Genomic DNA, 13,985 nt, shown 5'->3' on the forward strand with positions numbered 1-13,985 from the left:
AGAAACTATCGCTTCTCTACCGTATAACATGAAAAATTAAAAATGAATTTGTCTAGGATTCATTTTTAATTTTTAATCTTTAACTTTCAGCCGCTTGGGGAAGCAATTCTCGCTTCTGACCTTGCAGCACTTTCACTTCCTTGGTAGTTTCATCGACATCCACAATTGCCGTGTCTCCATCTGAGACGCGACCGCTAAGGATTTCTTCAGCCAAGCTATCCTCTAACAGGCGCATGATGGCGCGACGCAGCGGACGGGCACCATAGCTGGGGTTGTATCCTTCTTCCACCAGACGATCCTTGAAGCGTTCCGTGACTTCTAAGATAATTCCCTGTTCGCTCAACCGTCCGATCACCTCTTTGAGCATGATGTCGGCGATTTCCTTCACCTCGTCCTTCGTCAATTGGCGGAAGACGATGATCTCGTCGAGACGGTTCAAGAACTCTGGGCGGAAGTATTGCTTCAGTTCTTCGTTCACCAGCGAGCGAATGCGGGTGTATTGTGCCTCTGCTTCGTTCTCTTGGGTATCGAAGAAGCCAAGCCCCGTTCCACCTTTTTCAATCACCTTAGAACCGATGTTGGAGGTAAGAATCAACAGCGTGTTCTTGAAGTCTACTGTGCGTCCCTTGGCATCGGTCAGGCGACCGTCTTCCAAGATTTGCAGCAGCATATTGAATACATCCGGGTGGGCTTTTTCGATTTCGTCGAATAGCACCACGGTGTAAGGACGACGACGCACTGCTTCGGTGAGCTGACCGCCTTCGTTGTAACCGACATACCCTGGAGGCGAACCAATCAGTTTGGAAACCGTGTGGCGCTCCATGTATTCGGACATATCCAAGCGAATCATCGCTTCTTCCGAACCGAAGAAGTATGTAGCCAAAGACTTTGCGAGTTCCGTCTTACCTACACCCGTTGGCCCTGAGAAGACAAAGCTGGCAATCGGTCGGTTGGGGTTCTTTAAGCCGACCCGTGCCCGACGAATGGCTCTGGAAACTGCTTTGACGGCTTCTTCTTGACCGATCAGCCGATTGTGCAGTGTGTCTTCCATGTGCAGCAGCTTCTCGGATTCGGATTCGGTGAGCTTGTTCACCGGCACTCCAGTCCAAGAGGCGACAATGTGGGCAATGTCTTCCTCGGTAACGACGGGGGAAACATCATCGCGTTTGTCGGATTCGGTCTTTTTGCTTTGAGCGATCGCGCGAATTTCGGCTTTGATTTCCATTTCGCGATCGCGCAGTTCTCCTGCCCGGTCGAAGTCTTGACTGCGGACTGCGTCATCCTTATCCTTGAGAACCTGACGCAGTTCTTTATCCAATTCCTTCGCTGCGGGGGGCAACTGAGAGTTGAGCAGGCGCACGCGGCTTCCGGCTTCATCAATCAGGTCAATCGCTTTATCCGGCAAGTAGCGGTCGGAAATATAACGATCTGAAAGCTTGGCAGCAGCTTCTACGGCTGTATCGGAGATTTTCAGTTTGTGGTGTTGCTCGTAGCGTTCGCGCAACCCGTACAAAATCTCAATAGTTTCGGCAACCGTCGGCTCACCGACCATCACCGGCTGGAATCTACGCTCTAGGGCGGCATCCCGTTCGATGTGCTTGCGGTACTCATCTAGCGTGGTTGCGCCGATGCACTGCAATTCCCCTCTCGCCAAGGCGGGTTTCAGGATGTTTGCCGCGTCGATGGCACCTTCTGCGGCACCTGCACCAATCAGGGTGTGAACTTCGTCGATTACTAGGATGACATTCCCCGCTGAGCGGATTTCATCCATAATTTTTTTCAAGCGCTCTTCAAATTCACCCCGGTATTTGGTGCCCGCTACCAGCAAGCCAATATCTAGTGTGACTACGCGCTTTTCTTCCAGGATGTCCGGTACATCGTTGTTTGCGATGCGACTCGCCAACCCTTCCGCGATCGCGGTCTTACCAACTCCGGGTTCCCCAATCAGCACTGGGTTGTTCTTCGTGCGGCGTCCCAGGATTTGGATGACCCGTTCGATTTCTTTCGCCCGACCGACGACTGGATCGAGTTTGCCTTCTGATGCCATCTGGGTCAGGTTAGAGCCAAACTCATCTAATGTCGGGGTCTTGGTGCGCCCGCTACTTTGCCCCGCAGAGACTTCTGCCGTCTCTCCCAGCATTCTAATCACTTGCGTCCGCACTTTCGTGAGGTCAACCCCTAGGTTTTCCAACACTCTGGCAGCAACCCCTTCTCCTTCTCGGATCAGACCCAGTAGCAGGTGTTCCGTCCCTATGTAGTTATGCCCTAGTTGGCGAGCTTCTTCTAGAGATAACTCCAGGACGCGCTTGGCTCTGGGGGTGAACGGAATTTCTACCGCCACAAAGCCAGAACCACGACCGATAATTTTTTCCACCTCAATCCGAGCATCCTTGAGGTTGACGCCCATAGATTTCAGGACTTTGGCGGCGACGCCGGTTCCTTCTCCAATTAGACCCAGGAGGATCTGCTCCGTACCGACGAAGTTGTGTCCCAGGCGACGAGCTTCTTCCTGGGCCAGCATGATTACCTTAATGGCTTTTTCTGTGAAGCGTTCAAACATGGCGGATTTCGTTTCCCCTGCTGCGTGCCTGTAATGGTGATTCTAGCATAGGGTTTTTATCCGGCTGTCACATTGAAGATAGATGAAATCTATCCCGCAAGATTTTTCTGACTTTGTTGGTAGAACTCAGCGATCGCTAGTCTCTCGCTACTATCTAAAGTTAGAAAATTGACGGGGCAAAAAAGTGAGTAAATTGACACATTGGCAAAAAACGCCAGTTGAACCACCATGTCCCCTACAACCTTATAACCGAACCTTATAACCGTCAACCTTCTATCCTTTAACTTCATCGGCTTCCAAGAACTGCCGATGAGAGTAACGGAAGCGATCGCCAATTGAGGAATGCCAGTCGCTTAAGGTTTGCGGAAATTCGGGTGCTTGAAGACCGCTACGCCACAAAATCAAAGCATCTTCGCCCGTATCTTTGTAATAGCGCCGACGCCTACCAACTTCCTGAAACCCAAATTTCTCGTAGAGAGACTGGGCAGGTCGATTCGATGCTCTCACCTCCAGCGTTGCCCACTCCAACCGGCGCTTCCAGGCTTTTTTGAGCAAGGCATAAAGCAGTGCCTGCCCCAAGCCCTGACCCCGATAGTTGGGATGCACTCCCAAAATCGTAATGTGCGCCTCCTCTAAGATTGCCCAGAGACATCCGATGCCCACGAGCGATCGCTCTAGAGGCGGAGCTCCTTCCGGACTCAATGCAGTCGGGGCGGCGTTTTCCCCCACGTACTGAGTGGATTGACCGATTACCTCTGGTTCCTTGCCGCTAAATTCTTCTATAACTAGCAAGTCACTATTGGGACTTTCTAACTCTCGCTTGTAACCGTCTAGAGTCCAGAGTTGACCAAAACACAGTTGGTCTAGTTCCACTACCGCCAAGAGCTGCTCTGCTGTCAGCGGCTGAAGTTGCAAAAAAGTCACAGTTTTCAATTGTAGACTGAAAAACAAGACGCATTCACGCCTGTTAAGCATCCAAGGACAACTATTAGATCATGTTATCGACTCAACCAGTCGGGGTTCAAAATTCTGGACGGCAATATTTACCGCTTACGCCTACAACCCGTACAGACGCAAATCATCACGTCAGTGTAGATCGCTCACCCAATCAGGAACTTTTGCCCCTGACGTCTGGGGTTAACAGCCGCGACTGCCTGGAAATTGGTGGTTGTGACGTCACGAAACTCGTGCAGCAATTTGGTTCGCCCCTTTATATTTTGGACGAAGAAACGCTGCGGACAGCTTGTCGTCAATATCGGGATGGTTTAAGCCGCTATTATGGCGGTGAATCTCAGGTACTGTATGCTTCTAAAGCCTGGAGTTGTCTAGCCGTTTGCGCGATCGCTGCGAGTGAAGGCTTGGGGATCGATGTCGTCTCTGGCGGCGAACTCTACACGGCGCTGCAAGCTGGCGTCAGTCCCGACAAAATTTATTTTCACGGCAATAACAAATCCCGTGAAGAACTGACTCTAGCGGTTGAAACCGGCTGCACGATTGTAGTGGACAACTGGTTAGAGCTACGCACCCTCGCGGCTTTGGAATCGGGACAAGCGCCTAAGGAATCAGAGATTAACCCCTCTAATCATCCAAAATCCAAAATCCGGATCATGCTGCGGTTCACCCCTGGCATTGAATGTCACACTCACGAATACATCCGCACCGGACACCTCGATAGCAAATTTGGCTTCGATCCTAACCAATTAGAGGAAGTCTTTGCTTTTATCAGCCAGCAGTCAACTTTAGATTGTATCGGGTTGCACGCCCATATCGGTTCCCAAATCTTTGAGCGCCAACCCCATCACGATCTCGCAGGGGTTTTGGTGGAGTGGTTTAAAAAAGCAGCCACCAATGGATTGCCCGTCAAAGAGTTAAATGTCGGGGGTGGCTTAGGAATTCGTTACACCGAATCAGACGATCCTCCCAGTATTGACGAGTGGGTAAAAACTGTCAGCGATGCCATTACCGCAGCCTGCCAATCCCAACAAATCCCCTTACCTAAATTATTGTGCGAACCAGGGCGATCGCTCATTGGGACTGCCTGCGTCACCGCCTACACCGTAGGCTCATCAAAGGTCGTTCCAGACATCCGCACCTACCTATCCGTTGATGGCGGAATGTCTGACAATCCCCGTCCCATCACCTACCAATCCCTGTATCGAGCCGTTGTTGCCAACCGGATGTCGGCACCCTTGACAGAAACTGTCACCCTTGCCGGTAAACACTGCGAATCTGGAGACATTCTGATCAAAGAAGCATCGCTGCCGAAAACTGAGCCGGGAGATATTCTCGTCGTCATGGGCACAGGTGCCTACAATTACAGCATGGCTTCTAATTACAATCGCCTGTCTCGTCCGGCAGCGGTTTTAGTAGGTCGAGGAGAAGCTAATCTGATTTTGCAGAGGGAAACCTACCAGGATGTAATTCGGCAGGATCGTCTACCTGAGCGATTAGTAGTTAGTTAGATTGGGAATTTTTTGCACCAATGCGGTCAACTAAAATCCCTGCCGCTTAGTCTCTTCTCAATCAAAGGAGGGAGGCTTTTCTCCCCTTTCGTCAAGGAGAGGGTAGGGGAATACATATACATAGCTCTCATGCTCTTTGACATGAGGGCTATGTAGGGGCGCACAGCTCACGCAAACGCTCTTACCATGTGTGTTGAACGCAATGGAAAACCGCTATATAGTCGATTAATGGAAGATGTTAGTCATCGGAAAATCCTACGACTCACTACCTAATTCGCTACTACCCAAGGGGGCGCTTCAGCTAAAATCGAGCTTTAAGGGAAAAAGAAAGTAAAAAATAGAAGCAGTAATTAGCTATTAACTGTTTAGCTGGGACGTAACCACAGGTACACTAGATTTAGACTCTAAACAGTTAATTCAAGCCAATAGCTAACTGCTCTCCTTGCTTTTTACATTCTTGCCTTCTGCCTTTAAACTCGCCCGTATCCAGCAAACTTCAGCAAATCTGATAAGGTTCAATGAATTTGGGTCCCGGTCAAGACCCTCCCGGAACTTCGACCTTGTTGCTTCAAAGCATTGATATTGTTTTAGTTCTCATCCTCACGTATCTGGTGCTACTCTTTATCGGGGAGCGTCGCACATTGTGGATGGTACGGGGTTTGATTGTCTTAATGCTAGCCTCAGCCGTGAGTAATCGCCTGGGGCTGGTACTGTTGAGTTTTGTCCTGGAAAAGTTGGTAGTTGGCTCGGCTGTGGCGATGGCTGTCATTTTCCAGTCAGAATTTCGTCGGTTTCTGGAACAATTGGGCAGGGGAGAACTGATGCAGTTGCTGCAACCCTCCCGACGAGCGATTCCCAAAGCAGATAGTGTTATTGATGAAATTGTGGATGCGGTCAAGGAATTGTCCCAAAACCGCACGGGTGCTTTGATCGTACTGGAAACGACCGGGCCAATTGATGAGCGGGATTTTTCCGTTCAAGGCGTCAAATTAAATGCTGAGGTTTCTAAGGAAATCCTACAAACTATCTTTCAAACATCTACGCTCCTGCACGACGGCGCAATATTCATTAGTGGCTCCCGCATTGTTGCCGCTGGGGTGATTTTGCCCCTTTCTGAGCGCACGGCGTCGCGGCAGCTGGGGACGCGGCACCGGGCAGCAATGGGAATTACGGAGCGGGTCGAAAATTGCCTATGTATCGTTGTATCTGAAGAAACCGGCTCTATTTCTTTAGCGGAGAGGGGGGGACTGAATCGCCCCCTAACCAGCAGTAAACTGAAAGAACTCTTAGAGACGCGATTCTCCACGTCAAGCGAAGAGAGGGCCGTCGCCCCCGGTCTACGCAGTTTGGGACGTCAGATTAGCGATCGGGGAAAGGCACTGGTTTCGCGTTTGCTTCGTCTTCCACCACCGGGTTCTCGTGACAAGAAATGACTTCAAAATCAACTGTCTTACAAAATTTGCCTGCTGACCTCGATCGAGACCGCCTGCCCAAACATGTGGCAGTAATCATGGATGGAAATGGTCGATGGGCCAAACGCCAAGGGCTACCTCGAATTATGGGCCATCGGCGGGGGGTCTATGCGCTGAAGGATTTACTGCGCTGCTGTAAGGATTGGGGAATTCCAGCGCTGACTGCTTATGCGTTTTCTACGGAAAATTGGAAACGACCGCTGGAAGAGGTTGATTTTTTAATGACCTTGTTTGAGGGGGTGTTGCGGCAGGAACTCCGGGAAATGGTGCAGGAGAATGTGCGAATCAACTTTATGGGAAATTTAGCTGATTTACCGCGAAGTCTCCAGGTAGAAATTGAGCGGTCAATGGCTGAAACTCAGCACAATGCCAGCATTCAGTTTACTGTGGCAACTAATTATGGGGGACGCCAGGAAATTCTGCAAGCTTGTCGAGCGATCGCGACTCAGGTGCAGGAAGGTGTTTTACAGCCTGATGAAATTGATGAAGCTTTGTTTTCACGCCACCTCTATACTGCCAAAGTTGGCGATCCTGACCTACTGATTCGCACCAGCGGGGAAATGCGCCTCTCGAACTTCCTGCTCTGGCAATTAGCTTATGCGGAACTCTATATCACAGAGACGCTGTGGCCTGATTTTGACCGGGCGGAGTTTCACCAGGCTTTGTGTGCCTATCAACAGCGCGATCGCCGTTTCGGCAAAGTATGAAGATTGGCAAAGTATAAGTAAATTTGTAGAGACGCGAGCTATCGCGTCTCTGTTTTGACTGATTTCTGGAATTTAAGATTCAAAACTCAAAACTACTTTCTAAGGGCCTGCAAAGACGGCGTCTTCTACATCTTGGCGAGTCAGAGAATATTTGAAGGAGCGCAGGATATCTCGTCCGCCTTCACCCGCTTCTAGATAGCGCACGGTTAGCTCCTCCACATCTAGAGACAGCTCTGCTTTCCAAAAAGGTCTAGCAATGTGCCAACAGTGCAGCTGAGTTCGGTCTTGTTGACATCCCATCTTTTTGAGCCACTGTTCAATATCAGGTAAGGGATGGTTATAGAGAGGCGTATCAGCAGTGGGAAGAGTCATAGGTCGTTTTAATTTGGTTAGGGGCGGATTGTCCCAAATTATCTGTCATCCGGCAAGTAGATTGAATCAACTCGCTTGTTTTGAGGGATGAGTGGGGCAAGGCGCGACCCAGATGCCACAGGTTTAGATAGATGATGAGGATGAACAGGAAGATGAGGAGTCGCCTGCTGCTCGACTGGTTGCAGGGTTTCTAGCCTGGAAACTTGGAAGGCGGCTTCTCCTCGCGTTAAGCCAATGGCGATCGCTAACAATAGGCAACCCACAAAGGTTAAACCCATAATGAATAGGACAAAAATCTCTCCTGGAGAGAGGGGGCGATCGGTTGGATCTAAATAGGCTGAGGAAGAATATGCCTTTTTTGCTTGGGAAACCGAAGAATTCAAGTTTGGCGGTGCTTGAATTACGCTAATGCGGGAATAGCCAATTTTTAGGTCATAAGCCAGTCGCCGTTGTGGATTGCTGAGGGTGGAATAGGCTTCATTGAGCTGCTGGAACTTAGCGGTTGCTATGTTAGCAGGTAATTCTGTGGTATCGGGATGGTAGTGTTTGCTTAATTCTCGATATGCCCGTCGAATTTCGATCGGGGACGCCGAAGGGTGCAGCCCTAGCAAGGCGTAATGACTGGTCGCCAAGGTTGTTTGATACGGCATCCGGCGACCTTCATTATTCGGATTTTCCCTATTTTGAGTCACCACAGCTTCACTCTGCTTGGTTAAGAGTGGGTTTCAATTATTGTAGTGCGGGAAAGGATGCGATCGCTCTCTTTTGATAAACTGCTCCGCAAATGGCTGCTAATAGCAACCATCCCAAGGTATTCACCCGTAAATCAAATATACTTACATCTACTACATTAAATAATGTACAGGCACCAAAAGCGACTAAATAACTGAAAAGAATTAACCTATTTTGTGGAGACGAGATTAGTCTCATCTCTGCCAATAGTAGGGCAGCTTGAACCATCACCCAGCCAACTAAACCGCAGAAGAAAATGGTTGCGGGGATGCCAGTTTCAGCCGTTAGCATTAACAGCAAGCTGTGAGGATGTCCCAGCCAGACTTTCATCTGTGCCTCGTAAAGTGGCGTAAAATTCCTTAAACCCCAGCCAGTCCAGGGACGTTGCTGAGTCATCGACCAAGCAAACTGCCACTGAGTTGTCCGTAACAACGCCACGGGTCGATCTGGATACATTTGGTCGGTGAGTCGCGCCCAAAAGTAATAGGGGACAATCGTGCGAAGCCATTCGCGCACGGGTGAAGGGCCAAAAGCTGCCCAGAGGATGCTAGTAGCGATCGCCCCCACTCCGGCGATTAGCCAACGCCAACCTTGGTAGAAGGCAAAGGCAAGGCAGCTAAGAACGACAATCGCCCAAGCATTGCGGGAATTCGTCAAAATCAGTGCAACTGCATTTCCAATTACCGCTACACTCAGAAACCCAATTCGCCAGGTAAACGGAAAGGGAAAAATATATTTTGTTTTAGCTTTTGCTTCCGCCCTTTGTTCTAGCGTGGCGGTGCGTAAGCGGCGAGATTGGGGCGATCGCTTTTTGCTTTCTTCAATCCACAATCCCAGCGCCAAAATAAACACAATTTGCAGATAGGCTGCCAAAATATTGGCGTACATAAATACCGAAGCCATCCGCCCGATGGGATTCCCTTTAGGTTGCAGCGCCCAGCCTACAATACCTTCCAATAGCGCTGGGCTAGCCCAACCCATGAATATCTGCCCAAAGCCGAGAATCACCACAGGTACAGAAGGCACCACCAAAATCCAAGCTAACTGTCGCAGTTGTGCTGGTGTCTGAATGAGTTCGCTATAGGCAGCAAAAAAGATGAAAAAGGGGAGGAAATTAAACAATCCCAGCAAGGCTTCTAAAGGAAAAGGGGCGAAGCTAGCTGAAATAATTACCCAGGCGCAAAAGATAGCGAATCCGCGATTGAGAGGGCGTCGGATAATTGTGGGATATTTTTTTCTCCAGGTGCCGACTAATCCAATAAATATTCCGACAGCACCCAGAATAGGAATCAAGGGAAAAATCAGAAACCCCAGTTGAGCATAGTGCCAAGAGGCTTGCAAGCTGGGGTCAGGATGCCGACTTAAAAATGGGAAATTAAAAATTAAAAACGGGGATTTCTTCATTTTTAATTTTTAACTTTTGACTCCTAAGCAGGTTCCCAGCATTCGGCACGAGTTAGGCGAATTTGCGCTAAGGCAACGATGATAGGGATAATCCGACCGTAATTAGTCGCGATCGCTCTCCAGCCCAGATCGGCAAAAAACCACGCCCACATGGCGGGTCCCACTAATGCAAATACACTGCGGATGGCACCATAACGGGCGGCACTCATTGCCATCCCACGCTTCGCTGTTTGTAGCACCATATAATTTTGGAACTGTGCAGCAGCCGCAGCACTGCCTTGGATGACAGTTTCTTTGGCGACTTGATAGCTAGCAAAATGAATTGCAAACTGACGGGCAAGTTGTTGTAGTAACAGCGGCTGGACAATGGAACTAACGGCAAGGGCACTACCCCCCTTAACGAGTAAAGCCATCGGGTCGTGCTGTAACTGCACTGGCAGGGGTTCGGAGAGTTGAGACTTTGCTAGCGATCGCTGTACTCTGGCAGTTAACGCTTTCTGTTCGTGTCGAGGCATTTGTTTCCACGCCCGACCCATCAGATTGAGAAATACTTCTGCTTCTAAATCAGTCGTTGAAAGTTTTGCAGAATAGGGAATTTTCAGATATCGACAAACTTGGATCAAAATTTGTCGATAAGTGACTTCACCCGTGCGTCCTCGCAAAACTGTCACTCCATCCGCCGCTAAAAAGCGAAATCTCTGCTCGATCGCATCCAACCAATCTTCGTGATCTTGGCTTTGAATGTCGATCGGGTCAGGTGTCTGAACGTAATCTAAGGGGTTAAATTTGCGGCGAAATAGAATATCTGTCAGTTGCTGTAACTCTTCTTCTGTGGCTAATTCCAGCGCGGCTCTCAGCTCGTCCAACTTCAATTCCTCCCAGACCCCAGATTCGGTGCTGTCCCTTATTCTACTTCTATATACTTGAAGACTGAGGGTTATCCGTAGTGTTTGATGTCGCCGTAATTGGTGCGGGTATCGCGGGACTGACCGTTGCTCAACAGTTGCACCAAGCTGGATATAAAGTGGTCGTCGTTGACAAATCTCGTGGCGTTGGGGGAAGGGTGGCAACGCGCCGATTGCAGGGGACTTGTGCCGATCATGGCTTGCGTTATTTAGAACCCCAAGGGCAGTTAACTGAGAAGTTTATTGATGTTTTGCGGGTGAAGCAAAGCGATTTTGAAGGAAAGCCGGGGATTGTTCAAGCCTGGACGAATCCTGTTTGCCGGGAACCAGCAAAGCCGAATTTATCCTCGATCCGTCCCCGTTATGTGGCACCAATGGGGATGAATGCGATCGCTAAATTCCTCGCCACAAGTTTAGAAATGCGTCTGAATCAACGGGTTCAAGAAATTACCCCAACTGATGAGAAAACTTGGCATTTCACTTTTGAGCCGAAAGCCGACCCATTAATTGCTAAAGCTGTTGTCGTGGCAATTCCAGCGCCTCAAGCTTTGATGCTACTGGAAGCCTTAGCCAAAACCATACCAACTGAATTTCTAGATAGTTTACGGGCTGTGGAGTTTGATCCCTGTCTCAGTGTCATGGCGGGTTATCCAGCTTCTCGACAGCAAGATTTAAGTAATGCAGAGACGGGAAATTTCCCGTTACACCTAGATGTTAAACACGACTCTGACTTGTCGTGGATTGGTTTAGACAGCAGCAAACGTCCCAATCCCCAGATGCCAGTCTTTGTTTTACACAGCACTGCTGAATTTGCCAAACATTACTTAGACGCCGAAGATTTAAACCCAGTTGCACGCCAGATGTTATCCCGTGCTGCACAGTTACTTGTTCCGTGGCTAGATTCTCCCGAATGGTTTCAAATCCATCGCTGGCGCTATGCTTTTCCCAGTCGTCCTTTGCATCAAGATTGCCTGGACGCTGGGACACCGTTGCCCCTAATTTGTTGTGGCGATTGGTGCGGGGGAAACTTGGTAGAAGGGGCGATGAATTCTGGATTAGCCGCCGCCGTCAAGATTAATCAACAGATGGAAATGCGAAGCTTGCCGGGAGAAAGTTTTTTAGAAACCCTCCAGCAAATATCTGGTAGGAGCGATCGCTAAGGAGTTAATTTAAACCGATGCAAGATTTTATCCAAGTGGTTGATTACGATACCAATTGGCCTATCCAATTTGAGGAGGAAAAACTCCAAATTCTCCACGCCCTCGGTGATGCTGTCTTGGACATCCACCATATTGGCAGTACCTCAGTGCCAGGATTAGCAGCTAAACCAATCATTGATATTCTCGTAGGCTTGGAGGAGTTACCACCCAGCGTCGATCAGATTACATCTGTCGAAACACTCGGCTATCTCTACCAAGGTGAGTTGGGTGTTCCAGGACGGCACTTCTTTCGCAAAGGGATGCCCCGCACTCACCATCTCCATCTGGTGAAACGAGGAAATCAGGTTTGGGAAAACCAGCTGATCTTCCGCGATTTTCTCAGGGCGCACCCAGAGAAGGCGAAGCAATACGATGCTTTGAAGCGCGAGTTAGCGGTACAATTCCGGCTAGATCGAGAAGGCTACGTCCAGGCAAAGGCTCCTTTAATTGAGCAGCTACTCTCAAATGCTAGGGCATGGCGGCAAATTATCTAAGATAAGCAGCGATCGCTACCCGGAGAAAGTTTTTTAGCAGCGATTTCTTAGCATTGCCCGATTTAACGTTACATAGCCAAATACAACTCTGTTGCGGCAAAAGAGCAAACCGCGCAAAGTTGCGATCGCTGCTTGTCTGCCATTAGCTGCTAGTGATTTTCAAGGCGAGAGCGTTCATCAAACACCAGTATTTACAAACCGTTTCATAACATTTGGGGGATGGAAATTGCCATCAACCCTAGACCCTGTATGAATAAATCCGATTCTTGGCAGCCTTAGATGGTGCGATCTCTGTCTCCCCCAATGTAAAGAAAACTTTACATTCTGTAATGTTTTGTTATATGTTTTAAGACAGGAGACAAAGATTCGTAACCCAGAAATTTCTGGATTAATAGTTTTAACGAATCTAAATAATGCATCCATGACTTCATCCACGACTTATACGATTGAGTCCGCACAGGGCATTTTCCCTGGAACTCAGATTGCTAATGCGGTTCCAGCTACCACGGAAGCTTTCGATAAGCTCAGCGTTGACGATCAACTGGCATTACTCTGGTTTGCCTACACCGAAATGGGTGTTTCAATTACTCGCGCCGCCACAGGAGCCGCCCGCATGATACTAGCGGAAGGTTTACTAGCCCAAATTAAGCAGATGCCAGCTGCCGCCCAAACGAAAGTGATGGAGGATCTTGCTAACCGTGCTGACACTCCCATCAGCCGTTCCTATTCTTCTTTCAGCGTCAATACCAAGTTGGGTTTTTGGTATGAGTTAGGAGAGTTGATGGCACAGGGTATTGTCGCTCCCATCCCAACGGGATATCAAATGACCCCGGAAGCCGCAGCAGTGCTGGAAACCATCAAGAAACTCGATCCGGGTCAGCAAATCACAGTTTTGCGGAATACCGTCATCAACATGGGATTTGATCCGGCTCTCAACGATTACGCAAAACCCGAAGATCCCTATATAGCACCCACCGCCCTAGCTTCCCGTCCGAAGATCAGTATTGATGGCATCAGTGAGCCTACAGTGCTGAACTATATTCAAAACATGAACGCATTTGACTTTGAGGCGGCTGTGTCTCTATTTGCGGAAAAGGGAGCATTGCAACCGCCCTTCCAGAAGCCAATTGTCGGTCGTGCAGCGATTTCTGCATATATGCGCGAAGAATGTCAGGGACTCAAGATGATGCCACAGAAAGGCGTCTCTGAGCGCATAGAAGATGGCTATACCCAGCATAAAGTCACAGGGAAAGTAGAAACTCCTTGGTTCGGTGCCAGCGTTGGCATGAATATTGCGTGGCGGTTCTTGCTAGATCCCCAAGGCAAAATTTTCTTTGTGGCGGTTGACTTATTGGCGTCCCCGAAAGAACTCCTAAACCTAACTCGTCAGTAGGACGTTAGGTACAGTTGCTGAGATAAGATAAGGCACAAATAATCGCCTTAGCAACAAGAAATGTAGGGTGCTGATCCTAGCACCCTACATTTTTGCTTGAGTCTGCAAGACATCAATTTTTCACCAAACCACTCATAACGCCCAAATAATTCTCAAAAAGTATTGTAAAAGTTCAGGACTTACGCAAAGGCGCTAGATATAGCGTACAAGTTACACAAGTTGCATGGGAATAGAAGGATGTTTCAGTTCCTCAATCAAGGAATCAGAAAGCCACTGGTATTTCAC

General features: G+C 48.9%; 12 protein-coding genes. 6 read left to right on the forward strand and 6 right to left on the reverse strand.

Translation table 11 applies throughout. The features are described from left to right. Positions 1–79: 79 nt before the first annotated feature. The gene (locus NC997_RS26125; RefSeq protein WP_190438830.1) at positions 80–2,560 is read right to left on the reverse strand and encodes an ATP-dependent Clp protease ATP-binding subunit; all 2,481 of its coding nucleotides are present in this window, start codon (positions 2,558–2,560) and stop codon (positions 80–82) included. Positions 2,561–2,833: 273 nt separating this feature from the next. Further along, positions 2,834–3,484 carry a ribosomal protein S18-alanine N-acetyltransferase gene (rimI, locus tag NC997_RS26130; protein WP_347276063.1) on the reverse strand — a complete coding sequence of 217 codons (651 nt, stop codon included), beginning with the start codon at positions 3,482–3,484 and terminating at the stop codon, positions 2,834–2,836. Positions 3,485–3,555: 71 nt separating this feature from the next. Between rimI and lysA the strand changes: the two genes are divergently transcribed. From lysA to NC997_RS26145, 3 genes are all read left to right on the forward strand, one after another. Further along, positions 3,556–5,022, forward strand: coding sequence for a diaminopimelate decarboxylase (lysA, locus tag NC997_RS26135; RefSeq protein WP_190525495.1), 1,467 nt, complete (start codon positions 3,556–3,558; stop codon positions 5,020–5,022). Between the two features lie 518 nt (positions 5,023–5,540). Further along, on the forward strand, positions 5,541–6,455 hold the full coding sequence (gene cdaA / locus NC997_RS26140) for a diadenylate cyclase CdaA (RefSeq protein WP_190412044.1): 915 nt from the start codon (positions 5,541–5,543) through the stop codon (positions 6,453–6,455). After that, positions 6,452–7,201, forward strand: coding sequence for an isoprenyl transferase (locus NC997_RS26145; protein WP_190525496.1), 750 nt, complete (start codon positions 6,452–6,454; stop codon positions 7,199–7,201). The genes cdaA and NC997_RS26145 overlap by 4 nt, the downstream gene beginning before the upstream one ends. A 99-nt stretch (positions 7,202–7,300) precedes the next feature. Here NC997_RS26145 and NC997_RS26150 read toward each other — a convergent pair whose 3' ends face one another. From NC997_RS26150 to NC997_RS26165, 4 genes are all read right to left on the reverse strand, one after another. Next, positions 7,301–7,573 carry a DUF3143 domain-containing protein gene (locus NC997_RS26150; RefSeq protein WP_190412046.1) on the reverse strand — a complete coding sequence of 91 codons (273 nt, stop codon included), beginning with the start codon at positions 7,571–7,573 and terminating at the stop codon, positions 7,301–7,303. 38 nt (positions 7,574–7,611) lie between these two features. Then, entirely contained in the window at positions 7,612–8,223 is a 612-nt protein-coding gene (locus tag NC997_RS26155) for a J domain-containing protein (protein ID WP_190525501.1), read from the reverse strand. A 79-nt stretch (positions 8,224–8,302) separates the two neighbouring features. Next, on the reverse strand, positions 8,303–9,709 hold the full coding sequence (locus tag NC997_RS26160) for an O-antigen ligase family protein (RefSeq protein WP_190525497.1): 1,407 nt from the start codon (positions 9,707–9,709) through the stop codon (positions 8,303–8,305). A 23-nt stretch (positions 9,710–9,732) separates the two neighbouring features. After that, complete coding sequence (locus NC997_RS26165) at positions 9,733–10,575, reverse strand: YaaW family protein (protein ID WP_190424968.1); 843 nt, start codon at positions 10,573–10,575, stop codon at positions 9,733–9,735. A gap of 80 nt (positions 10,576–10,655) precedes the next feature. Between NC997_RS26165 and NC997_RS26170 the strand changes: the two genes are divergently transcribed. The 3 genes from NC997_RS26170 (at position 10,656) to NC997_RS26180 (ending at position 13,700) form a co-directional block, all read left to right on the forward strand. Beyond that, a complete protein-coding gene (locus tag NC997_RS26170) occupies positions 10,656–11,774 on the forward strand; it encodes an FAD-dependent oxidoreductase (protein WP_190525498.1) in 1,119 nt (372 codons plus the stop codon). Between the two features lie 17 nt (positions 11,775–11,791). After that, positions 11,792–12,307 carry a GrpB family protein gene (locus NC997_RS26175; RefSeq protein WP_190525499.1) on the forward strand — a complete coding sequence of 172 codons (516 nt, stop codon included), beginning with the start codon at positions 11,792–11,794 and terminating at the stop codon, positions 12,305–12,307. Between the two features lie 421 nt (positions 12,308–12,728). After that, positions 12,729–13,700, forward strand: coding sequence for an orange carotenoid protein N-terminal domain-containing protein (locus tag NC997_RS26180; RefSeq protein ID WP_190438806.1), 972 nt, complete (start codon positions 12,729–12,731; stop codon positions 13,698–13,700). The last annotated feature ends 285 nt before the right edge of the window (positions 13,701–13,985 follow it).

It is taken from the genome of Trichocoleus sp. DQ-A2 (genome assembly GCF_039961915.1).
Lineage (GTDB): Bacteria > Cyanobacteriota > Cyanobacteriia > Cyanobacteriales > FACHB-T130 > FACHB-T130.

What these genes read in the sequence shown, in the direction of transcription:
- NC997_RS26125 (WP_190438830.1), bottom strand. Translation starts at nt 2,560, where the DNA reads ATGTTTGAACGCTTCACAGAAAAAGCCATTAAGGTAATCATGCTGGCC.
- lysA (WP_190525495.1), top strand. Translation starts at nt 3,556, where the DNA reads ATGTTATCGACTCAACCAGTCGGGGTTCAAAATTCTGGACGGCAATAT.
- cdaA (WP_190412044.1), top strand. Translation starts at nt 5,541, where the DNA reads ATGAATTTGGGTCCCGGTCAAGACCCTCCCGGAACTTCGACCTTGTTG.
- NC997_RS26145 (WP_190525496.1), top strand. Translation starts at nt 6,452, where the DNA reads ATGACTTCAAAATCAACTGTCTTACAAAATTTGCCTGCTGACCTCGAT.
- NC997_RS26150 (WP_190412046.1), bottom strand. Translation starts at nt 7,573, where the DNA reads ATGACTCTTCCCACTGCTGATACGCCTCTCTATAACCATCCCTTACCT.
- NC997_RS26155 (WP_190525501.1), bottom strand. Translation starts at nt 8,223, where the DNA reads ATGCCGTATCAAACAACCTTGGCGACCAGTCATTACGCCTTGCTAGGG.
- NC997_RS26160 (WP_190525497.1), bottom strand. Translation starts at nt 9,709, where the DNA reads ATGAAGAAATCCCCGTTTTTAATTTTTAATTTCCCATTTTTAAGTCGG.
- NC997_RS26175 (WP_190525499.1), top strand. Translation starts at nt 11,792, where the DNA reads ATGCAAGATTTTATCCAAGTGGTTGATTACGATACCAATTGGCCTATC.
- NC997_RS26180 (WP_190438806.1), top strand. Translation starts at nt 12,729, where the DNA reads ATGACTTCATCCACGACTTATACGATTGAGTCCGCACAGGGCATTTTC.